The 21,628-nt window shown below is 47.9% G+C and carries 19 protein-coding genes and 3 tRNA genes; 12 read left to right on the forward strand and 10 right to left on the reverse strand.

Annotated elements, in window-relative coordinates; translation table 11 throughout:
• Positions 1–11 precede the first annotated feature (11 nt).
• The 3 genes from sctO to RM811_RS06330 all read right to left on the reverse strand — a co-directional run bounded on the left by sctO (position 12) and on the right by RM811_RS06330 (position 2,690).
• A complete protein-coding gene (gene sctO / locus RM811_RS06320) occupies positions 12–515 on the reverse strand; it encodes a type III secretion system stalk subunit SctO (RefSeq protein WP_402521967.1) in 504 nt (167 codons plus the stop codon).
• A gap of 4 nt (positions 516–519) precedes the next feature.
• Entirely contained in the window at positions 520–1,863 is a 1,344-nt protein-coding gene (gene sctN, locus RM811_RS06325) for a type III secretion system ATPase SctN (protein WP_402521969.1), read from the reverse strand.
• 326 nt (positions 1,864–2,189) lie between these two features.
• Positions 2,190–2,690: a type III secretion system chaperone gene (locus RM811_RS06330; protein ID WP_402521971.1), complete on the reverse strand. Its 501-nt coding sequence runs from the start codon at positions 2,688–2,690 to the stop codon at positions 2,190–2,192.
• 253 nt (positions 2,691–2,943) lie between these two features.
• Between RM811_RS06330 and tadA the strand changes: the two genes are divergently transcribed.
• From tadA to RM811_RS06355, 5 genes are all read left to right on the forward strand, one after another.
• Positions 2,944–3,435 (forward strand): tRNA adenosine(34) deaminase TadA, encoded by a 492-nt coding sequence (gene tadA, locus RM811_RS06335; protein WP_402522035.1) that lies wholly within the window; start codon positions 2,944–2,946, stop codon positions 3,433–3,435.
• Positions 3,436–3,660: 225 nt separating this feature from the next.
• Positions 3,661–7,587 (forward strand): phosphoribosylformylglycinamidine synthase, encoded by a 3,927-nt coding sequence (purL, locus tag RM811_RS06340; RefSeq protein ID WP_402521974.1) that lies wholly within the window; start codon positions 3,661–3,663, stop codon positions 7,585–7,587.
• Between the two features lie 222 nt (positions 7,588–7,809).
• Entirely contained in the window at positions 7,810–8,280 is a 471-nt protein-coding gene (locus RM811_RS06345; protein ID WP_402521977.1) for a glycine zipper 2TM domain-containing protein, read from the forward strand.
• A gap of 67 nt (positions 8,281–8,347) precedes the next feature.
• Positions 8,348–8,668, forward strand: a complete 321-nt coding sequence (locus RM811_RS06350) for a hypothetical protein (RefSeq protein ID WP_402521979.1) — start codon at positions 8,348–8,350, stop codon at positions 8,666–8,668.
• Between the two features lie 269 nt (positions 8,669–8,937).
• A complete protein-coding gene (locus RM811_RS06355; protein WP_402521981.1) occupies positions 8,938–9,789 on the forward strand; it encodes a sulfurtransferase in 852 nt (283 codons plus the stop codon).
• An 11-nt stretch (positions 9,790–9,800) separates the two neighbouring features.
• On the opposite strand, the gene RM811_RS06360 is transcribed toward RM811_RS06355, so the two are convergent.
• A complete protein-coding gene (locus RM811_RS06360) occupies positions 9,801–10,049 on the reverse strand; it encodes a hypothetical protein (protein ID WP_402521984.1) in 249 nt (82 codons plus the stop codon).
• A 537-nt stretch (positions 10,050–10,586) separates the two neighbouring features.
• On the opposite strand from RM811_RS06360, the gene RM811_RS06365 reads away from it, so the two are divergent.
• From RM811_RS06365 to RM811_RS06380, 4 genes are all read left to right on the forward strand, one after another.
• Positions 10,587–11,951 carry a class II 3-deoxy-7-phosphoheptulonate synthase gene (locus tag RM811_RS06365; protein ID WP_402521986.1) on the forward strand — a complete coding sequence of 455 codons (1,365 nt, stop codon included), beginning with the start codon at positions 10,587–10,589 and terminating at the stop codon, positions 11,949–11,951.
• Between the two features lie 13 nt (positions 11,952–11,964).
• Positions 11,965–12,486 carry an O-acetyl-ADP-ribose deacetylase gene (locus tag RM811_RS06370; RefSeq protein ID WP_402521988.1) on the forward strand — a complete coding sequence of 174 codons (522 nt, stop codon included), beginning with the start codon at positions 11,965–11,967 and terminating at the stop codon, positions 12,484–12,486.
• 62 nt (positions 12,487–12,548) lie between these two features.
• Positions 12,549–12,625, forward strand: a tRNA-Pro gene (locus RM811_RS06375).
• A 93-nt stretch (positions 12,626–12,718) separates the two neighbouring features.
• A tRNA-Pro gene (locus RM811_RS06380) sits at positions 12,719–12,791 on the forward strand.
• A 298-nt stretch (positions 12,792–13,089) separates the two neighbouring features.
• Here the strand turns inward: RM811_RS06380 and RM811_RS06385 are convergent.
• The 3 genes from RM811_RS06385 to RM811_RS06395 form a co-directional block, all read right to left on the reverse strand.
• Complete coding sequence (locus tag RM811_RS06385) at positions 13,090–13,590, reverse strand: STAS domain-containing protein (RefSeq protein WP_402521990.1); 501 nt, start codon at positions 13,588–13,590, stop codon at positions 13,090–13,092.
• A 2-nt stretch (positions 13,591–13,592) separates the two neighbouring features.
• Entirely contained in the window at positions 13,593–14,765 is a 1,173-nt protein-coding gene (locus tag RM811_RS06390; RefSeq protein WP_402521992.1) for a SpoIIE family protein phosphatase, read from the reverse strand.
• 213 nt (positions 14,766–14,978) lie between these two features.
• The gene (locus tag RM811_RS06395) at positions 14,979–15,680 is read right to left on the reverse strand and encodes a VacJ family lipoprotein (protein WP_402521994.1); all 702 of its coding nucleotides are present in this window, start codon (positions 15,678–15,680) and stop codon (positions 14,979–14,981) included.
• A gap of 450 nt (positions 15,681–16,130) precedes the next feature.
• Here RM811_RS06395 and RM811_RS06400 point away from each other — a divergent pair, with 450 nt between their 5' ends.
• Together RM811_RS06400 and RM811_RS06405 are read left to right on the forward strand one after the other, a co-directional pair.
• Positions 16,131–16,343, forward strand: a complete 213-nt coding sequence (locus RM811_RS06400; RefSeq protein WP_402521997.1) for a flagellar biosynthesis anti-sigma factor FlgM — start codon at positions 16,131–16,133, stop codon at positions 16,341–16,343.
• 129 nt (positions 16,344–16,472) lie between these two features.
• A tRNA-Arg gene (locus RM811_RS06405) sits at positions 16,473–16,549 on the forward strand.
• A 174-nt stretch (positions 16,550–16,723) separates the two neighbouring features.
• Here the strand turns inward: RM811_RS06405 and RM811_RS06410 are convergent.
• The 3 genes from RM811_RS06410 to RM811_RS06420 are packed head-to-tail and all read right to left on the reverse strand — an operon-like array spanning position 16,724 to position 20,867.
• Positions 16,724–17,839 carry an HNH endonuclease gene (locus RM811_RS06410; protein ID WP_402521999.1) on the reverse strand — a complete coding sequence of 372 codons (1,116 nt, stop codon included), beginning with the start codon at positions 17,837–17,839 and terminating at the stop codon, positions 16,724–16,726.
• Positions 17,836–18,531, reverse strand: coding sequence for a flagellar motor protein MotB (locus RM811_RS06415; RefSeq protein WP_402522001.1), 696 nt, complete (start codon positions 18,529–18,531; stop codon positions 17,836–17,838). The genes RM811_RS06410 and RM811_RS06415 overlap by 4 nt, the downstream gene beginning before the upstream one ends.
• A 14-nt stretch (positions 18,532–18,545) precedes the next feature.
• Entirely contained in the window at positions 18,546–20,867 is a 2,322-nt protein-coding gene (locus RM811_RS06420) for a hypothetical protein (RefSeq protein WP_402522002.1), read from the reverse strand.
• A gap of 273 nt (positions 20,868–21,140) precedes the next feature.
• Between RM811_RS06420 and RM811_RS06425 the strand changes: the two genes are divergently transcribed.
• Entirely contained in the window at positions 21,141–21,443 is a 303-nt protein-coding gene (locus RM811_RS06425) for a terminase small subunit (protein ID WP_402522005.1), read from the forward strand.
• Positions 21,444–21,628 lie beyond the last annotated feature (185 nt).

Genomic DNA, 21,628 nt, shown 5'->3' on the forward strand with positions numbered 1-21,628 from the left:
ATTATTGGCTCCTATTCCTTGGATTTGACGGTAAACTCTTCCATTTCCAGGTCTTCAAGACGTTTGACTTCTTTTTCATCCTCTTCATCCTGTACTTTGCAGAACTCTCCGAATTTCTCGACGGCAATTCTGGCTTTGTAATGTTTCTGCCTGGCCGCCTCAAGAATCTGCTCTGCTTCTGCCACCTGTTGTTCTGCTTCTACCACCCGCTGCTCTGCTTCAGAGATTTCCTGTTCCATTGACGCGTCTTTCTCGCGCAACATGGCAACTTTCTGTTTCAGCATATCCAGATCATGCTGCTGAACATTGGTGTTCATAATATTATCGTATAGACGCTGCTCTTCTTGACTGCGCCATGTAATATATTCTTGCAGTTTCTGCTTGCGCTGTTCGACTTCCTGCTTGCGCTTTTCAACCTCCTGCTGTGCCAGGTCAAGTTCATGCTGACAACGCTTGACCTCTCGATCCGCAGATTCTTCGCGGATTTTTTTAACTTTCAGCAGGTCCTTAAGCATTCTGTCAGTAACCTGCGATTTGCTGAAGTTGCTGGATGGTTTGATCAAACGGCATCAGTTCATCGGTTCTCTGCTTCAGGAATGTCCTTATCATGTCAATCTTGTGTATGGCTTCATCGGCAACAGGGTCGGTTCCCTGTTTGTATTCGCCCACTTTGACCAGTAACTCGATTTCTTCGTATTTGGCCATCAATGTGCGCAGCCTTGTTATCGCTGCACGGTGTTCTTCTGTAGCTATAGCCGTTATGACCCGGCTGGCGCTGGCCAGAACATCAATGGCGGGGAACTGGCCGGCAGAAGCCAGTTTTCTGGATAAAATAATATGTCCATCCAGAATTGAGCGGGTCTCATCCGCCACTGGCTCTGTCATATCATCGCCTTCAACCAGTACGGTATAAAATGCCGTAATCGAGCCGACATCCGACATGCCTGAGCGCTCCATCAGCTTGGGTAAGGTCGCAAATACGGAAGGCGGGAAGCCACGGCGGGTTGGTGGCTCTCCAGCCGCCAGACCGATTTCCCGCTGGGCTCGGGCAAAGCGAGTGACAGAGTCCATCAACAGAAGTACACGTTTGCCTTTATCCCGAAAGTATTCTGCAACCGCTGTAGCGGTATAAGCCGCCTTAGAACGTTCCATGGAGGATTTGTCAGAAGTGGCTACAATAATGACCGATTTCTTTATCCCTTCAGGGCCAAGGTCATGTTCAATAAACTCCCGTAATTCACGTCCCCGCTCACCGATCAGGGCGAGAACGGTGACATCGACTTCCGCACCCTTAACCAGCATGGACAGCAAGGTACTCTTACCACCACCAGCGGCAGCGAAAATACCCATTCTCTGACCTTCACCACAGGTCAGGACGCTGTCAATCGCCTTAACACCCAGCGGAATTGGATGATCAATAATCCGGCGGGTCATTGGATCGGGTGCATCTGCATACACAGGGTAGTGAGCTTCAGGCTCAATACCATTAAATGCTTCCGGATTTAAGGGGTTTCCCATGCCATCCAGAACATGACCTAAAAGGTGAGGGCCGACAGCGACATGATGCACTTTTCCGGTTGGAATTACTTCGGTGGTTGAGGAGATCCCCATGATCTCTCCCAGTGGAGCAAGTACCGTTTCATGCCCCTGGAAGCCGACTACTTCAGCATAAGAATTCCGGTCATTGTCATCAGGGTTGTCAGGGGATACCAGCTGGCAAAGCTCGCCAATTTTGACACCAGGCACAGCTGCTTTAATGATCATGCCCCGCACCTCAGTGACACGTCCACGAATATCAACCAGCCTGCTGCCCTCAACAGTTCCCTGAAGTGCCGTGGTCAGGTAGTTAAATGCTTGAGCCAACTTGATGCCTCCATTATTTTTTTACTCTGGAAATGCCGCTATTGAGATCCATCCCATTTTCATGGCTGGAATGGCCAGCACTTCTTATTCTTGTCTGTTTTGCGTTTTTATCCAGACGCGACGGAGTATAGTGCTTCTACTCAAGACGAAGCTGGAAACTTGATGATTACCCTTGGCATTAAGCCAGCACCGGCTTCTTCCTATATAGTGTCGGCCTGATGGTTTCGAGCTGAAATGGCAGTGATAAATAAGTGAAGGCAGACTGGAGGGGGGGAAAGAAAAGAAGGGTTGGAGAAACCCTTCTTTATTATCGAAGATTCAAGTAATTAAACCATCATACCCATATCGCCAGGGCCACCGGGACCTCCGGGACCATTTTGTGGACGGGGTGGTGTTTTGGGTGTTATGGGTTGATCCTGTTTTGCCTGGTCCAGCTCGCTGACACACCATTCAAGGGTGTTCACAAACTTTTCCAGTGTTGATTCAAATAAGCCGTAGTCACAGGAAGCCTGCAGAGAACGAATTAACAGAACTTCAGTTTTGTCATGGTTTAATGCCAGGAATGCTCCCTGCATACTGTGATGCTGGAGATTCAGAGAAAGCATTTTTTCAAAGAGTTCAGTCTTGGTTGAATCATGAGCATCCATTGGCCGAACAGAAGCGACAAATACCAGGGCTTCATCATCCTCCAGGTATTCCATGTTGACGATTAAGGTATCGTCAAAACACAGCCCGCAGGCGTCATGTTCGTTTAACTTGAGCTCTCCCAGACCGATGCTCTGGGCAAAGTGTTGTAGATGCTGTTCTACATTCTGCTTGAAAGACATCAGGTCCTTCCCTCCACTGATTTATTTTTCATAATTGAGCAATTTATTTTTGATAATCTATTTATAGCTTAGACACTATATATAGCTCAGACATTCCGTATGTAAAAAAATTCCATAGTTTTAATCGGCAGACAGGTGGATTTCATAAAAGCTCAAAATCTTTGCAGAATTAACGGATGCAAAGCCGGGATCATTCCTTCAAGATACAAAATAATTGAAGATTATCAATATCTGGTCTGGTGAATAGTTTGTGATTGATGATGTTTTCTGGATGAAAGAAGCCCTGTTGGAGGCTGATAAAGGCCGTGAAATGGGTGAAGTGCCTGTTGGAGCGGTGGTGGTTAAAGATGGTCAGATCATTGCTCGAGCCTGTAATCAGCCGATTTCTTCCTGTAACCCGGTTGCTCATGCCGAAATTCTGGCACTCCAGTCTGCCGCTGCAGCCATCGGGAACTACCGGCTGGTGGATTGTGATCTTTACGTGACGCTGGAGCCCTGCACCATGTGTGCCGGGGCGATAGTCCATAGTCGAATCCGGCGTCTGATTTATGGGGCTACCGAGCCCAAGGCAGGTGCTATCGATAGTGCGGCAAGGGTACTTGAGCAGCCCCAGATGAATCATCGGGTTGAGGTTACTGGTGGCGTCCTTCAGGAAGAATGCAGTGCGATGATCAGCGATTTTTTTCGTTTTCGACGGCAACAGGTTCGTGAAGAGAGAAGAAAGAAGCCTTTTCTTGATAAATAGCGCAATAAATACCCCGTGACTGCTGGTTTCCGAAGGCGGGTTTCGATTAATATAGGCAGCTTTTAATCATCCCCCTGAGTTGAGAGGCTGTAGCATAAGGACTGGCTTGTAATCCAATCAGGAAGTGGCCATTTATGCGGGCTTCCTGATGCTTATTATTTGCTCATCCGGGCTGTAGCTCCTCATTGCTTAACGCTTTAATCAGGCCCGAGGACAGACCAGAACATGCTGATACTGCGTGGCGCCCCTGCACTTTCCCAGTTCCGCAGTCAAAAGCTGCTTGCTCAGTTGCAGAGCAGAGTGCCAGAGATTTCCTGTGTTGTTGCTGAATTCCAGCATTATGTCAAAACTCAGTCGTTGAGTGACAGAGAGTTAAATGACCGACAGGCCGATATTCTGGCCAGGCTTCTGACTTATGGACCCAAGATTCAACAGACAGAGCCCGAAGGTTCTGCCTCTCAGACAGAATTTCTGGTGGTTCCCCGTCCCGGTACCATTTCTCCCTGGTCCAGTAAGGCATCGGATATTGCCCATAACTGTGGCCTCAGCATGATCCAGCGTATTGAGCGAGGTATTCGGTTTGTTGTTTTTGCTGATGCTCAGCTTTCTAAAAATCAGGAAGGCCTGATTGCTGAAATGTTGCATGACCGGATGACCCAGGCAGTACTCCGTGATGAGAGCGATATCCCCCGTCTGTTTGCTGAATCCGAACCTGCTCCAATGACCACTGTTTCTGTTCTGGAGGGCGGCAGAGAGGCGCTGGTTGTTGCAAACCAGTCCCTTGGCCTGGCACTGGCAGGCGATGAAATTGATTACCTGGTGGACAGCTACGAGAAGCTGAAAAGAGATCCCACTGATGTCGAGTTGATGATGTTTGCCCAGGCGAACTCCGAACACTGTCGACACAAGATTTTTAATGCCACCTGGACTGTTGATGGTGAAGAGCAGGATCTTTCCCTGTTCAAGATGATCCGTAATACCCACGCGATGCACGGTGAAGGGGTGTTATCAGCTTATACAGATAATGCCTCTGTTATTGAAGGTTTCCATTCAAAGCGTTTTTACCCAGAAACCAACAGTCGGGAATATGGCTTTAATGAGGAAGATATCCATATCCTCATGAAGGTGGAAACCCATAACCATCCAACGGCAATTGCTCCCTGGGCTGGTGCTGCAACCGGTTCTGGTGGTGAAATTCGTGATGAAGGCGCGACTGGTAAAGGTTCAAAACCCAAGGCTGGCCTGACCGGTTTCACGGTATCCAATCTGAAAATACCGGGCTACGAGCAGCCCTGGGAGCAGGATTATGGCAAACCCGAGAGGATTGTTTCGCCACTGGATATCATGCTTGATGGTCCACTGGGTGGTGCCGGCTTTAATAATGAGTTTGGTCGTCCGAATCTCTGTGGCTATTTTCGAACCTTCGAAGCCCTGGTAAAAGGTGCAAAGGGCTATGAAGTTCGCGGCTATCACAAACCCATCATGCTGGCGGGTGGCCTTGGCAATATTAAGGCTGAGCATGTTGAAAAAGGTGATATTCCGGTAGGTGCCAGGCTGATTGTACTGGGCGGTCCTGCCATGCAGATCGGCCTGGGTGGCGGAGCGGCTTCTTCAATGACGTCCGGTGAAGGCCAGGAAGATCTGGATTTTGCCAGTGTGCAACGGGATAACCCGGAAATGGAGCGTCGCTGTCAGGAGGTGATCGACCGTTGCTGGCAGCAGGGTGACAAAAACCCTATTGCCTTTATTCACGATGTGGGTGCCGGCGGTCTTTCCAATGCGCTGCCTGAACTGGTGAGTGATGGTGGTCGGGGCGGCCACTTTCAGCTGCGGGCCATCAATAATGATGAACCGGGCATGTCTCCGCGGGCACTCTGGTGTAATGAATCCCAGGAACGCTATGTTATGGCGGTGGCGGCTGAGGATCTTTCCCGGTTTGAGGAAATCTGTCAGCAGGAACGTTGCCCTTATGCGGTGGTGGGTGAAGCCACTGAAGAACCACGGCTACTGCTGGATGACAGTCACTTCAACAATCATCCTGTGGATATGTCGCTGGATGTACTGTTGGGTAAACCACCCAAAATGCATCGGGAAATCAAGCGCCAGCCATTTACACGGGATGCCCTTGATCTTGATGATGTCAGCCTTCGTGAAGCCATGGAGCGGGTGTTGAAGCTGCCATCGGTAGGCAGTAAAAATTTCCTGATTACCATTGGTGACCGAACCATTACCGGTCTGGTTAATCGTGACCAGATGGTGGGTCCCTGGCAGGTGCCTGTCGCTGACTGTGCGGTCACTGCAACTGCTTTTGAGGGTTACACCGGTGAGGCCATGGCTGTGGGAGAACGCACTCCCGTTGCCCTGATCAATGCACCCGCTTCTGGTCGTATGGCGGTTGGTGAGGCCATCACCAACATTGCGGCTGCCCGCATTGAGAAAATCGGGGATATCAAACTGTCAGCAAACTGGATGGCTGCTGCGGGTCACCCGGGTGAAGATGAAAACCTGTTTGATACCGTGAAAGCGGTGGGCATGGAGCTGTGTCCGGCATTGGGTATTGCGATTCCAGTGGGTAAGGATTCCATGTCCATGCGAACTCAGTGGCAGGAAAATGGTGAAGACAAGAGTGTTACCTCACCACTGTCTTTGGTCATCACCGCGTTCGCGACCGTTCAGGATATTCGCAAGACACTGACACCACAGCTTCGCACTGACCAGGGAGATACCGACCTGCTGTTGATTGACCTTGGCCGGGATCATAACCGTCTGGGAGGCTCTGCGCTGGCCCAGGTCTATGGTCAGGTGGGTGATACGGCTCCGGATGTGAACTCTCCGGAAGATCTGAAAGCGTTCTTTAATACCATTCAGGAGTTGATGGGGAAAGACCTGTTGCTGGCCTATCATGACCGCTCTGATGGCGGTCTGTTCACCACACTGGTTGAAATGACTTTTGCTGGCCATACCGGTATTGCCATTGACCTGGATAAACTGGCTGGCAACAAGTCCATGGTGATTCCAGCCCTGTTTAATGAAGAACTGGGTGCTGTCGTTCAGATTCGCCACAGTGATAAGGGTGCGGTTAAGGATATTCTGGCCCAGCATGGTCTGGCTTCCTGCTCCCATGCTATTGGCAGGCTGGCTGATAATCAGCGGATTACTTTCCGGTTCAATGGTGCTGAACTGGTGAGCGAAAGCCGCGTCAAGTTCCAGCGGTGGTGGGCGGAAACCAGTTTCCGGATACAGGCATTACGTGATAACCCTGAGTGTGCACAACAGGAGTATGACAACCTTCTGGATGATCGTGATGAGGGCCTGCATGTCTCGCTGCCTTACAATATTTCCGTGGATGTAGCAGCTCCTTACATTAACACCGGTGTGCGACCCGCCATGGCGATTCTGCGTGAGCAGGGCGTCAATGGTCAGGTGGAAATGGCTGCCGCTTTTGATCGGGTTGGTTTCAAGACCGTGGATGTACACATGAGTGACATCCTCTCCGGTCGCAGGACTCTGGATGAGTTTAAAGGCCTGGTCGCCTGTGGTGGTTTCTCTTATGGGGATGTCCTGGGTGCAGGGGAAGGTTGGGCCAAGTCCATTCTCTTTAATGAGCAGGCCCGTGATCAGTTTGCCCGTTTCTTTGATCGCCGGGACAGCTTTGCCCTGGGCGTATGTAACGGTTGCCAGATGCTTTCCAACCTCCATGACCTGATTCCCGGTGCTGAGTATTGGCCACACTTTGTTCGTAACCAGTCTGAGCAGTTTGAGGCCCGGTTAGCCATGGTTGAAGTGCAGAAGAGCCGTTCGATCTTCTTCCAGGGGATGGAAGGTGCCCGAATGCCTATTGCCGTTGCTCATGGGGAAGGGCATGCAGAGTTTGCGGACCCATCACATATTGAGCGATTGGCTGCCAGTGGTCAGGTGGCATTGAAGTTTGTTAATAACCAGGGTAAACCCACCAATCGTTACCCATACAACCCCAATGGTTCGGTACAGGGGGTCACCGGCCTCACTTCTACCGATGGTCGGGTGACCATTATGATGCCGCACCCTGAACGGGTATTCCGTACCGTTCAGAACAGCTGGCATCCCGATCACTGGGGTGAAGATGCTCCGCTGATGAGAATGTTCCGAAATGCCCGGGTTTGGGTGGGTTAACGGGAAAGCGCTATTTTCTATGTTAAATAAAGCTGGTTTTTCTTCTCGGAAAATCAGCTTTTTTTGTTTGGGAATGGGTGGGACTTTAAAACAATCTTCAGCTGGCCTGCAGAATCATTGATAAAAAGCTTAGCCAAATTTTACCGTTTGGAAATAGGGTTCATATCACAAGCTTCTCCGGGATCAGGTACTATAGCCGCACAGATTTAAGGAGTTGAAGTAATGAGTGTGAGAAGCTACTGGGCCATATTGCCCATCACTTTTATGGTTTTTCTGTCAGGCTGTATGACCGACAGCACGGGTACAACTTACTCCAGTAGAGATGCCCGCCGCATTCAGCAGGTGAGCTTTGGTACGATTACAGAGCTGCAGAACGTCAAGCTGGAAGGAACCGAAGGGGCTGTAGGCACTGTCGCTGGTGCAGCTATTGGTGGTATTGCCGGCTCAACTCTTGGTGGTGGTAAAGGCAGTGATATTGCTGCGATTCTCGGTGGTGTTGCCGGTGGCGTACTGGGTAATATGGCTGAAAAAGAGCTGACCACGCAGCAGGGTGTTGAAATGACCATTCGACTCGACACGGGTAACTATATTTCGGTGGTTCAGGAGGCTGATCCAAGAGCCCCTTTACAGGTGGGTGATCAGGTAAAGATATTGACTCAGGGAAATACAACCCGGGTCGTGAGAATGCAATAAACTGCTCGGACGGGGCTTTGGCTCCGTTTAAATTTCCAACAGGCAATAGCCGTTGTTGAGGGTGGGTATGAGTAAAAAGACAATTGCAGTTTTGGTAGCAATGCTGCTGGCCATCGGTGTGGCAGGTTGGTTTTTCTATGCCACTTTCTATGCCGGGAATGACAGACCTGTAGCGTTGCCCGTTACGGATATTGTGCCTGTTGAGGACGTAACCTCAGACGCTTCAGTTAAAGAGGTTACAGAGTATCCTGAAGTAGGTTTTGATGAGCCATCTGATGAAACCCGAATTATCCTCGTGGAGCCGGAAAATGGGGAGCTGACTGATCTGTTGTCGGAAAAAGTCATTCGCAATGACAAGATTGTCGACAAGTCGCCCACTGAACAATAAAGGTCGTGTGAGAAATATCTCACGTTGTTCAGCGTGATCGCTGCTGTTGCCATAGATAGTGGGCTGATAACGTAAATCGTGCATGGATGCACTTTTCACATGGATGTGAGCCCACCAGTTGACCTGGTGGGTTTTTTTTTGCCTTCTGTTTGACATCTTTCCAGTTCTATCAAGACTTCTTGCAAAGCCATCGCCGTTTTTTTACTGTGTGGAGGCGGTGTTTCATCGTCATAATTCTTTCATAATAATGTGTTAATGGAGCCTGCCAGATGCCCTTGTTGATTGAGCCGGAGATGCTGGCAACCCTGTTGAAAGATGAGCACCTGATTCTGCTGGATGCCCGGTTCAGCCTTGCTGAACCCAAACAGGGGCGGGTGATGTATCTGCAGGGTCATATTCCCGGTGCTACCTATGGGAACCTTGAAGAGGATCTCTCAGGCCTTATTGTTCCGGGCAAAACCGGAAGGCACCCACTGCCCGAACCGGAAGATTGGCTGGCTACCCTCAGGTCGTGGGGTATTGATGAGCAATCACAGGTTGTGGTTTACGACGATGGCAGTCATGCCATGGCAGCGAGGGCCTGGTGGTTACTCCGTTGGGCGGGTGTTTTTCAGGTCAAAATATTGCATGGCGGCATGAAAGCCTGGCTTGCCGGTCGTTATCCGGTAACAGCGGATATTCCAAAAAGGCCTGAAAGTCAGCACCGATTTTCAACGGGATATATGCCGGTGGTTTCTGCAGAAGACTTGCTTGTTGAAATGGAATCAGAAGGAAACGGTCAGCTACATAAGCTGATTGATGCCAGGGCTTATGAGCGCTTCCGTGGTGATGAGGAATCACTGGATCCTGTTGCTGGCCATATTCCCGGTGCGGTATGCCGGCCATTTACCGAGAATCTGGATGAAGATGGCCGCTTTCTGTCTGCGGATAACCTGCGAGAAATATTGACTTCGCTGATTGGCGAAGATTCCCGGCCGGTCTTCTACTGTGGTTCCGGAGTTACCGCGTGCCACAATATTTTTGCCATGGAGTATGCTGGCTTGTCAGGCGCAACGCTTTATCCCGGATCGTGGAGTGAATGGATTACAGACCCCGGGCATCCAATCGCCAGGGGTCAATAGTCATTCATCATTCAGAGTAATCCGCGGGACTTAACCGGGCTCAGCTCACGGATGTACTCCTGCTGAGCCAGCCTGCCAACAATCTGGTGCTGGCTGGAAAAGCCAGATACGCACATATTTATTTCATACTGATCTTTTTGTGGGTTCAGTTCGGCTGAAAAACTTTTCAGGTGCAGCCCATTCTCGCTGCTGCATTGGAGAACCTGTTCCAGAGCATTTGGGTCATTTGTAGTGATGAGCCGGAGGTTCAGTTCGTTCACGCTCTTGTTCCTTTCAGTGGGGTAAACATAAAAAAGCCCCCGGACCGGTTAGGGTGCGGGGGCTCGTTTTTGCTTTTCAGCTATCCACGATCCCCCCTCCGGCACATCATAATTTTGCCGGATTTAATGGTGATCATGGAAGGCAGTGAAAAATTCATGGTTGTTAGTATAGTTACGTATTGTCGTCTGGGTAGAACTTATAACAAAAAAAGACGCTGTCTATAAAGCTGCATCATTGGTTAGTCAGTGGTAATGCTCTCTTGATTAAAACCGCAACGAGCGCAACATTCGTTGTTATGATCCAAGGCTCAAGCTGCCTTTATGCAAGTCCTAAATACAATCATTACTTTGAAAATAGAGAAATGATTGTATTATTGCGACCAAAAGACCCGCACAGGGCAAGGCTTGTTGCGTTCGTTGCATTTTTTTCAACTGAGCATTTTTCATATTTTATTGCTGGGAATAACGTCAGAGCCTTGATGATTTTATTCAGGTAGAATGGCCGTTTTTAAAGTGTGTGAAAGAGCTGGTGACTGAATGAATTCATGGAGTGTTGATAGCTGGAGACGTATGCCGCTGCTCCAGCTTCCAGAATATCCCGACCAGGAAAAATTGAGCCGGGTTGAGCGGGAACTTGCTGCAATGCCACCACTGGTGTTTGCAGGTGAAGTGAATGAATTGAGAAACCGTCTGGCAGAAGCCACTGAAGGCAAAGCTTTTTTACTGCAGGGTGGTGACTGTGCAGAGAGCTTCCGTGAGTTTTCTGCCAACAATATTCGGGATACCTTTAAAGTTTTGATGCAGATGGCTGTGGTGCTCACCTTTGGGGCAGCCTGTCCGGTGATCAAAGTGGGGCGTTTAGCGGGTCAGTTTGCCAAGCCAAGAACCACGGGCAGTGAAACCATTAATGGTGTTGAACTGCCTATTTATCGCGGCGATATTATTAACGGTACTGAATTTACCCAGGCCTCCCGAGAACCAGATCCACAAAGAATGCTGCAGGCCTATAATCAGTCTGTATCAACATTGAACCTGCTTCGTGCTTTTGCCCAGGGCGGGTTGGCATCTCTTGAACAGGCTCATGCCTGGAACCTGGACTTTGTTTCCCATAGTCCACAGTCCGATCAGTACCGACATATGGCCGACCGGATTGATGAAACCCTGGACTTTATGAGAGCCTGTGGCATTTCTTCAGAGAACTCATCCACCATTCGTGAGACCGCGTTTTATACCTCTCATGAAGCATTATTGCTCCCTTACGAGCAGGCGTTAACCCGTCGTGACAGTCTTTCTGGCGACTGGTATGACTGTTCTGCCCATATGCTCTGGGTTGGTGACCGCACCCGTCAGGTGGATGGTGGCCATGTGGAATTTATCCGTGGCATACAAAATCCCATTGGTTTGAAGGCCGGTCCAACTCTGCCGCCGGATGACCTGATTCGCCTGATTGACCTGATCAACCCGGAAAACATTCCCGGCAAGTTGAACGTCATCGTTCGTATGGGAGCTGACAATGTAGAGAAAGGTCTGCCACCTCTGCTTAAAGCCGTTCAACGGGAAGGGAGGAATGTGCTCTGGAGTTGTGACCCGATGCACGGGAATACCTACAAAGCCAGCAGTGGCTATAAAACCCGTGAAGTGGCTAAAATCCTTGCGGAGGTTGAACAGTTCTTTGCTGTTCACCGGGCGGAAGGAACCTATGCTGGTGGTGTCCACTTTGAGATGACCGGACAGAATGTGACCGAATGTGTTGGTGGTGCTCATGCGGTCACCGAAGATCACCTGGGCAACCGCTACCATACTCATTGTGACCCACGGTTGAATGCTGACCAGGCGCTGGAACTGGCATTCCTTATTGCTGAAACACTGAAGAAGTGTCGTAAGCTGAGGGATTCAAAGTAAACGAGGCAAAACCATGAAAGAGCGCATTGACATCATCCAGGGCGACATTACCAAAATGGCTGTGGATGCTATTGTCAATGCGGCAAACAGTGGTCTGCTGGGCGGAGGTGGCGTCGATGGAGCTATTCATCGCGCTGCGGGACCTGAGCTTCTGGCCGCCTGCCGGGAAATCGGTGGCTGTCCAACCGGTGAGGTGCGGGTAACTCCTGCATTTCACCTCTCTTCAAAGTATATCTTGCATGCGGTCGGCCCTATCTGGCAGGGTGGAAGTGCAGGTGAACCTGACCTGCTTCGTTCCTGTTACCGTAATGCCCTTGAGGAAGTATCAAACAGACAACTGGAGTCCATAGCTTTTCCCGCCATCAGTTGCGGTGTTTATGGTTATCCACATCAGGAAGCCGCCAGTATTGCCTTGAATGAGGTGTGGCAGTGGTTAAGTGATCATGGGTTCCCCCACAAGGTAGTATTCGTTCTGTTTGACCAGCCAATGGCTAAACTCTATCAGCGCCTTTTAGCCGATAAGTATAAAAAATAGTCATTATTTATACTCTGGCTGTTGACTTATCAGTCAAAAACAATATGATAGCTGTCGTTTAACGGGGTATAGCGCAGTCTGGTAGCGCGCCTGCTTTGGGAGCAGGATGTCGGGAGTTCGAATCTCTCTACCCCGACCAACTTTCCTTTCTTATTTCTCCTTGTAAAGTTTCACTGACTTTTCTCTTGTCACATTGACAGGTTTCTCTGCATGTCTAGAATAGCAATGGCTTCAGCGTGTAGTGCTGGTAGCGTATTTCGTTCGGGACGAAAGGGTCGGGAGTTCGAATCTCTCTACGCCGACCAGTGAAATCAATGGGTTGAAAATTTTACATGTAATTGTGTATTTATTTGATGCCGGGTTGAGAGCAAAACAACTGTCTTATCGAACTATCGTGGCTTGTAGTGGTCAAGTAAAAATGGACACAAGTTAAGCCGCTGTTCTCAATTCCTGTTATTCAAAATCCACCGGACTCATTTAATCCAGGTGTGAATGCAATCTCTCGTTGTTGTAGAACAAAATATAATCAACAACAATGCTTCTCACCGGGTATCGTAAATTGAGTCATTTTTCCCTGTTTAGACGTTTGCCGATTGAGTGTCATCAAGTAGTCTCCGGCTGCCTGCAGTGCTCCAGTTGTTTGACCAGATCGCAGAAGGCTATACGATTATTCTCATTCAGGCTCATTAGAACTCTATGGGCATCAAGTACGCGGGCATGAGTGGATTCCTCACAACTGTCGCTACACTCAATTTCCCGATAGTCATTCGTATGGTTTCCATCATCTTCAACAATAACGAAAATCCGCTCAAAACCCATGCTCATCAGAATTCGGGTAATGTCAGGTTGTGGAGATAGTAGAACAGGGCGCTGGTTTATCTGCTTTCTGGCCATAATGGACAGTTTGGCAAGCAGGCCAAGTGAAGTGCTGTCAATGGTTTCTGCTTCAGACAGGTCAACAATAACAGAGCGAAACTCTGGTTCCTCAAACATGGCCTGAAGGAAAGTCTCCAGGCTGGAACACAGGGTAAGTCGCACTTCTCCGATCAGTTTGAGTACGTAAGTACCCTCACTTTCGGCAAACTGTATTTTTCCAGGATTCATGATCAGTTTCGAGCCAGTATCAGCATGGCAATATCATCAGGTGCTTCCTGATTACCATCAAGCCCCAGTTTCTCTGTCAGTGCTGCTACCGTGTCGGCTCCTTCTCTGATAACCGATAGTAAATAATCTTCCTTTTCTTTGAGGCTTTTCTGGGGCAAAACCTCAAGAATACCGTCCGATAGGATAGTTAAGCTGAATTGCTGAGGCAAGTCTATAATGGCGTCTTCATACACGGCATCTTCAAATAAGCCAACGGGAAGGCCTTTACCTTCGAGAAAGCGAACTTCCTTTCCCTGTGCAATGATGGGTAATGGGAAGTGTCCACCAAAAGAATACGTTAACGTTTGATCCCGAGTGTTAACGATGCCTCCAAAGACTGTGACGTGCTTGCCCAGACCGGTTTTCAGCAGACTGAGGTTAATATAATTCAGAACATGTGAAGGCTTAACCCGGATTTTACCGCCATGGGCGTGGTAGTCCTGGAGCAGGCTAATGGACATGTGTTTTAACAGGACCGTCACAAACGCAGAAGAAGCTCCGTGCCCCGAAACATCCGCCAGGTAAAAAGCAAAACTGTGATCATTCAGGGTAAAATAATCAACAAAGTCACCACTCAAATACAGCGAGGGGATAATGTTGTGGTCAACCTTGAAACCCTGGAATTCCAATGGTTGCCCGGGGAGCATATTCATCTGCACCTGACGTCCGGCTTTCTGGTCTTCCTCTAGCAATGTCAGGCTGCTTTTCAGTGAGTTGTTCGCTTTTTCAAGGCTGGCGCGATAACGCTTGTTTTCCATGAGTAACTGCGCTTTTTCCAGAGCCCGGTTGATGGCGTATTCCAGGACTTCCAGATCAACGATGGGTTTAACCAGAAAATCACTGGCGCCGAGATGCAGGGCTTCAACGACATCGGTCATGACGCCAGCGCCAGAAACTACAATAAATGGAATATCGCTGGTCTCACTGCGAACCTGACTTAGCATGGTCAGGCCATCCATTATCGGCATACGCAAGTCACACAGAATTAAGTCAGGTCGGTGTTCACGAAAAATATGGAGACCCTGCTGGCCATTCTCAGCTTCAAGGGCTTTAAAGCCACTTCCCTTTAGATAGGTAACAATGCTTTCGCGTACAATGGTGTCATCATCGATGACCAGAATGGTACTGCCGGTCATGGATACACCTGCAAAGTAAAGAGATGATAAGAACCTGCCTGAGCCCGATACATTCGGATAAAAAACCACATTAAAATGTACAATTAAAGGAAAAGTACTCCCAACCTGGCTTGGCTGCAAGCGGGAGTCTTGGCAAGTTAATGTGTTTGCTTTGATTAATTGCTGTTGAAGGCTACAGCTATTTTTTGCTGGTTGTCTATCTTATTGGTTTCTTTAAAAATCATCTTCAGGTTGCTGGCCTGTGATTAAATATTCCCGTCTTTGTAAATAAGTATCCCGGATAAAGGTGTAGCGGTCGCCGAGGATCAGTTCTTCCGCATCCAGAAGCCGGGCGCGGCTATTGATGATATCAATGCCACCGACAATCCAGCGGTCACGCTCAGGTTTATGCCAGGTCACCGGGTTGGTTAATGCATCGGGAACCAGACCGGCTCCGGATCGCACTGTACCCGGACCAAACATGGGCAGCACCAGATAAGGGCCTGAAGGGGCTCCCCAGTGAGCAAAGGCCAGCCCGAAGTCACTGTAGCGTTTATCAAGACCCATGGCTGTTGCTACATCAATCAAACCGAGAATGCCTGCGGTAGAGTTGATGAGCAGGCGTTCTGATGAAACCAGTGCGTCCTGTCCTTTGAGCTGGATGCCGGCACTGGTAATATTACGGAATTCACCCAGGTTGCTGAAAAAGTTACTGACCAGTGTTTGTACCGGGTTTGGGGTAACGTAGTTATAGGTTTTGGCTACCGGCTTCAGGGCGTAAGTATCCACAGTGTCATTAAACTTGAACACCTTGCGGTTCCAGCGTTCCAGCGGATCATCATAGGAGATGGGCTCTGAGCTGGTCGCCAGAACGGGTAACAGCATCAGCATCGTTACGACTACTGATTGAACGATAGTCGCAGGAGAATGATTCACACGCTTGATTCCTTAATTGATTTTTAACGAGGCTTTATGTCAACAGAGCCTGTAGTGACTTAACCACGTTTATTCCCTACTGCCTACTGAATGGGGTGACGATTAACGTTTATCTTATATCGCGATAAGCGGTTTACAGCAATTCCGAGATCAGCAAAATCTGAACTCTCCTGGTAAATTATTCTACCTTGTTCCCATGTGATTTTGCTAACTCAATGACACTGAAGTGTATCCATCGGCATATTCTGGTGCAGCGTCACAGAGAGTAAAAAAAAATTTAAGCGTGCTTTTTTTGCTAACATTATGAAAGCAAAGCAAAGGGTAGAATTGGTATGAAACTTGAGTACTAAAACTATGCAAATGATGGGTAGACAGGTTGCCCGAGAGGTGACAATATTTCCGACTCGTCACCACAACATGTTATTTTTTTTTACCGTTCAAGGAGTGAACATGGTTAAGAATCATCGAGAGTCAAGTGAGAAGTTAGAAGGCTCCGAGAAGAGAATCAGCTTTGTTATCAACACCACTGAAGACAAAGTCAGCCGGTTACGCCAAGCTTATCTTGACGGCCAGTTAATGGTTAACAGTGAACGCCTCGCCGATAAAATGCTGGCCTTTGAGCGTCAGCTTGAAATAGTCTTTCCTGAGAAAGATAGCCCATAAGCTATTCCGCGAAATATTCGTCAAAAAAAACCTGAAAATCCAAGGCTTGATCATCCTTTGTGAATGAAGTACGCTTCGAATCGCTCGGATTATGCATATGCCTTGGTATCCCAAGGCCGTAGTCAGCAGGCTCCCATGGCTCAGCTGGATAGAGCGGCCCCCTCCTAAGGGGCAGGTCGGTGGTTCGAATCCACCTGGGAGCGCCATATATTTCAAGGCCCGAAGCGTTAGTGAATGCTTCGGGCTTTTTTGTTTCTGGTGGCGAGGGGGGCGTAAGGGGGGACGTAAGCAATTTGCTTGATCCGCCGGTGCTGTTTCTGAGCATTGGTACCTCTCTTATTGGGCATTGAGTCAACTGGTGTCAGAGAATATAGCTGACATTACCCATTAAAGTATTCGAGAGCCTCAAGAATGCTATGGAATACCCAGCCATGCAGTTTTGACGGTGGGTTGTTAATGTAGATCCCATACATCCTATCTGGCCAGGCTGCTCCTAATTCCCCTATAACGTTCGCTTGACTGTCAGATAATTCGAAGCTCACCATCGGTGGCGCATATCCCTGACTGCGGGCATGACTAAGCGGACCATGGATTGCTGGATCAGCATATCTAAATACATCATCCCAGCTTAAGTTACTTGTAATGATGCCCTGTTCTCGTCTTAGCCGGTTGATCAATTGAATATCTGAGTGAGAAACGTGCATGCATTGGTGACAAGGCTGTCTACGGTGGCAGTCGGCACAAAGTACTTCAAGGTTATTGTGCGAGTTGTCACTTTTTACGCCATTGATGTGGTGGGTGTGCAGAAGATTCTTATTATCAGAGAGTTTTACCTTACAGCTTTTGCATATGTAGTTGGCTCGTTTTCTGGTTTTGGCTGAAATCTCTTCCCAGTCCTTGGTATAGCCAATATCGCGTTGGCTTATGTTTCCGGGAAGATATTTGAATAGAGAGCTGTGACTAGCAAAAAACTCGTTAATATCGAACTCCCCCACAACTTCCCATCGTCGTCTTGATGATTCAGCAGCACCTTTATAATTAAGTAGTGAAAGACAATACTGGCACACGTTGAGTTCGACAACGTCCTTTATCTGCTCACCACTACGATCAAAACCATATATTTCAAATTGCCCGTCGGGATTTCGACTGATTGAGTAACGCTCTAATCTATTATTCCTCTTCATTTCATCCAGTTTTTGGCATTGCCCAATGTGATATTTGTTCCCTTTTGAGCCGTCGTCAACTGCTTTTTCAAAGAAGCCCTGTCGTCGGCTATGATCGGGTATGAACAGAACGACTTGCATGTCCTTGTAGTGCAACAGGCCTTCTCTGGTTTCAAGGTCAGCAAGGCTTATTTCAATACCTTCGGCGCGTTCAAGTTGAATGGCTGTATCATCCCCAGCCCCCAAGTCATGCCGCCGTTTTTCCGCCCCCATTTGCTCGGCTGCTGCACGCAAGTCGGAGAGATTAACTTGAATATTCATTGGCTGGCTCATTCACTTTCTCCCAGAATGCGTTTGATCTGGATATCTGAGTTGGTAATGACCCGGAAGCTGACACGTCGTGACTGAGCCTGATTTTCTTGCCCACGCTTATCCAGAATGGGTTTGGATGATGAGAGTCCTACAGCAGCAATATTGGCTTTTATCCATGGCCGGTAGGGCTTGCTGCTGGGGATGTTGTAGACATAGTCGAGTACTGAGCGAGTTCGTCCCTGAGAGAGTTCCATATTTTTGAAATACGCAGCCTGTTTGCTGGAGTATTGATTCCAAATGCTACTGGTGTGTCCTTCAATGCGGATTTCGTTAATGGAGCTTTTAAATGGCGTCAGCACTTTCATATATCTGGGGAAGAAATTTGAAAGCAATGACTGATATTGGTCGCTCAGTTCAATTTCACCATTTTTGAATAACACATCTGGTGATTGAAAGGTAAAGGTCAAAGTGTCCTCATCAATAGTTGCATGCCATTTGGGCAGGTCGTTTTCAAACTCAGTTTGCAGAGCCTGATAGATAGCTACCTGATTCTCCTGATAGGCAACAGCAATTTCCCGAATTTTATCTCTTTCAAGAAAAGCGCTTCGCATCAGAGCAACGGAGATAAAGAGAAAGACCATCATCAGTCCTGACATTAAATCAGATACAGATAACCAGTGATTCTCTTCTTGTTCATCATGATAATTATTCATTTTTTAGTTCCTGGTTACTGCTTGTTTTTCCAGTAGCGAATCACACCATCCATTTCTCCTACCAAGCTTTTGTAATCAGATGTGAATTTTCCAGTTATTGATACCAAGTCATCAGCCATTTGCTGAAGTACGTTATTGCAGTGTTGTGCAGTAGCATTGCTGATGTCCGTTATTTCACCTTTGATGACTTTTGCTGTTTCCTCTAATGCTTTATTCACAGTGTCCTCAATGTTTTTCTCCAGAGCAGTTAATACTTTTTGCGATTCTCCAATTTGTACTTGAGCAGCTTCATTAATAGATTTTACCAGTTGCTTTTGTAACTGATCGATCTCCGATTTCGTTAGCTGGAAACCATTTAAAAGCTCTTGGTTACCGGTCTGCAACTGCTTGATCAATTCTGAGTTCTCTTCCCTGATTTTGTTTGTTGATTCAGTAAGTGTTCGATTAATATTGCCTGCGTAATCAGACATATTTCCCGTGAGTTCAGTGAGAGCCTTACTTGATTCATTAATGGCTGCTTGATAACTCTCTGCACTTTTTGTGACTCTTTCTTGCAAATTATCCGCACTGACGACAACTGATTGGGCCAAGTGATCGGAAGATTTAGTAACACCAGCAACCATGTGTTCAGCACTATTTTTAACCGCACTAACTAACTCCTTGGCACTGCCATTCACTCCTTCTGTCATGTTCTCAGTGCTGTCTTTCATTGTGCTAAGAAAGTCTGTCGCGCTGGTATTAATCCCTGCTGCCATGGTCTCGGAACTGCTCTTAACAGCACTGACTAGCTCTGTTGTACTGGTAGTCACTTCACTGGTCATGTTCCCCGCACTGTTTTTAACCGCTTCCATCAAGTCAGTAATACTGGAGTTAATCCCCTCGGCTATTTTGTCGGAACTACCTTTAACCGCACTGACTAAATCAGAAGAAGAGCTATTCACTCCCGCAGCCATGTTGTCTGAACTTTGTTTCAGGGCGTTTTTTAATGATTCTGCACTTTCAGAAACCTTATCCTTCAACGTGTTGCCACTTGCTGTAACAGCGGTTACTAATGAACCTGTGCTTTGCAAAATACCTGCTTCTAACTTCTGCGTACTGCCAGCAATGGAGGTTTTCAATAACTCAGTACTACCGGAAACAGTTTCAGACATGGTTGAGACACCACCGGCAATGGAATCTGTTAACGATTGAGTACTGCCTGCAATCCCTTGTGTAAGCGTTTCTGTGCTATCCAATACTCCTTTAGCCATCGTGTCACTGGCTTGTCTTGCCCCTTCTAGTACATGGGTAATTTGTTGCTGTATTTCGGGAATAGCCTCAACTGCTTTATCTCTGGTTTCAGCAAAAGCGTCTAAATGTCGGGCCAGTTCTTCAATTTGGTGCTGGTTGACTTCCATTACCTGTGTAAGATCTGACATGGCTATCGGGATGATGCCTGTGTTCTCGGCAATACTGGCAACTGAACCCTCTGTTTTCTCAATAGCGATAACGCCTTGATCATATTGGGCTTTCATATCACTGAGCTGTTGCTTATAGTTCTCCTGCCAGGTGACCAGCTCCAGAACAGCAGCATTCAGCTGTTTAAAATTCTCCCCAAACTGCTCAGTCAGTTTATTATTAAAATCCTTTATGACATCTTCTAATGCTTCAATCACTTGCTTGGTCGCTGACTCGGACAGCATCTCGGCAAACTCCTGAAGTTTGATTACCAATCGCTGTTCAAAATCGGCAAAATTCTTTTGTTGCTGGTGGGCGGTTTCGCTGAGGCTTTGAAGGTGCTCGTTAGCAAATTTAAGGGCTCGCTCGGTATTTCGCTGACCATCCATAATATCTGAACGCATCAACTTAAACTGCCCAACCAGTGAGTTCTCATTATCCCCACCAATAGACTTTTTCAAATCCTTAATGGCATCAACCTGCTGCTGCATTACCTCGTAAAGATGGCCTGTGGTAATAGCTTCAGCAGGCTGTTTTGCTTGCCGTTTACTGTTGATAAGCCCGGTGGCTGAAAGGCCTTTAAAGAAGATAGAAAACAGCATCCCAACCAGACTGGTGATAAATGCGGTTTTCAAGCCAGCTAGCAGTAGCTCAATGCTGCCATCAATATTGGCGGGATCAAATTCCAACAGGCCTGCAACAATACCAATAAAGGTGCCCAGCATGCCAAGGGAGGTCAGCAAGGTGGGAGCATATAGTGTGAAGGCGTTTAATCTACCGGTTTTTTTAAGGAAAATTGAAGCAATGAGAACCACAATCAGTGTCCAGATAAAGACTTCAGTCAGCATAGGCGCACCAGCTGCGCTGATGGCTGACTCAAAATATGGAGAGAGCATCATCTTTGGTTAATCCCTTGGTAATATATATTCGTCTTATTCTTGATGGAAGCCGCTTTGGGCCAATCGGATTCCATCACAGTTTAGAGTCTCAACAGGTAATAAAGTTCAGAATCAGATCAAATGGTCAGAATGGCTCGCGTACGGTTAAGCGGCAATCAACCCGTTGAAAACCTTGATTTATTTGAATCTATTACCCGCTTACATTTGAATTTCAAACCAGTAAAATAGTAAAAAGTTGAGGTTTTTCTAGGGATTAAGGGCAGGGAGGCACTCATGAAACTAAACCAGCGGCAGTCAGCCTTTGTCGATGAATACCTGATCCAGCCCACCCTGGCGGAAGCGGTGGTGAAGGCGGGGTATAAAACGGTCAATCCACATGCTACGGGTGGCAAGCTTCTGAGTCATCCGGCGGTCATAGCGGAGTTGCGTGTACGGCAGCAGACGGAGCGGGATCGGCAGCGCAGTTGCCGGGGGCAGTTGGCTGAGATGTTATTGGAGCTTTACCGCAGTAGTGACAGTGTGCCGGAAAGGGTAGGCGTTGTGGATCGGTTGGCCAGACTCTACGGTTACTATTGATAAGGGCTTTTCAGTAGGTTCAAGCGGTGCGCCCCATCTTATGTTTCTTACAAACCACCTTTCGGGGGAGCTGGGTGCTTGCAGGATTACCTCCCAGACCTTGCCACGTATAAAAGGCCAGCATTCGGGGATGTGGAAATTTTTTGTAAGTTTTTGAGTCCAAGTGTCCAGGTTATTTATTAAAA

The organism is Endozoicomonas sp. (assembly GCF_031844845.1).
Lineage (GTDB): Bacteria > Pseudomonadota > Gammaproteobacteria > Pseudomonadales > Endozoicomonadaceae > Endozoicomonas.

Coding starts and splice junctions, on each gene's coding strand:
- sctO (WP_402521967.1), bottom strand. CDS start 515: ATGCTTAAGGACCTGCTGAAAGTTAAAAAAATCCGCGAAGAATCTGCG.
- RM811_RS06330 (WP_402521971.1), bottom strand. CDS start 2,690: ATGTCTTTCAAGCAGAATGTAGAACAGCATCTACAACACTTTGCCCAG.
- purL (WP_402521974.1), top strand. CDS start 3,661: ATGCTGATACTGCGTGGCGCCCCTGCACTTTCCCAGTTCCGCAGTCAA.
- RM811_RS06345 (WP_402521977.1), top strand. CDS start 7,810: ATGAGTGTGAGAAGCTACTGGGCCATATTGCCCATCACTTTTATGGTT.
- RM811_RS06350 (WP_402521979.1), top strand. CDS start 8,348: ATGAGTAAAAAGACAATTGCAGTTTTGGTAGCAATGCTGCTGGCCATC.
- RM811_RS06355 (WP_402521981.1), top strand. CDS start 8,938: ATGCCCTTGTTGATTGAGCCGGAGATGCTGGCAACCCTGTTGAAAGAT.
- RM811_RS06365 (WP_402521986.1), top strand. CDS start 10,587: ATGAATTCATGGAGTGTTGATAGCTGGAGACGTATGCCGCTGCTCCAG.
- RM811_RS06370 (WP_402521988.1), top strand. CDS start 11,965: ATGAAAGAGCGCATTGACATCATCCAGGGCGACATTACCAAAATGGCT.
- RM811_RS06385 (WP_402521990.1), bottom strand. CDS start 13,590: ATGAATCCTGGAAAAATACAGTTTGCCGAAAGTGAGGGTACTTACGTA.
- RM811_RS06390 (WP_402521992.1), bottom strand. CDS start 14,765: ATGACCGGCAGTACCATTCTGGTCATCGATGATGACACCATTGTACGC.
- RM811_RS06400 (WP_402521997.1), top strand. CDS start 16,131: ATGGTTAAGAATCATCGAGAGTCAAGTGAGAAGTTAGAAGGCTCCGAG.
- RM811_RS06410 (WP_402521999.1), bottom strand. CDS start 17,839: ATGAGCCAGCCAATGAATATTCAAGTTAATCTCTCCGACTTGCGTGCA.
- RM811_RS06415 (WP_402522001.1), bottom strand. CDS start 18,531: ATGAATAATTATCATGATGAACAAGAAGAGAATCACTGGTTATCTGTA.
- RM811_RS06420 (WP_402522002.1), bottom strand. CDS start 20,867: ATGATGCTCTCTCCATATTTTGAGTCAGCCATCAGCGCAGCTGGTGCG.
- RM811_RS06425 (WP_402522005.1), top strand. CDS start 21,141: ATGAAACTAAACCAGCGGCAGTCAGCCTTTGTCGATGAATACCTGATC.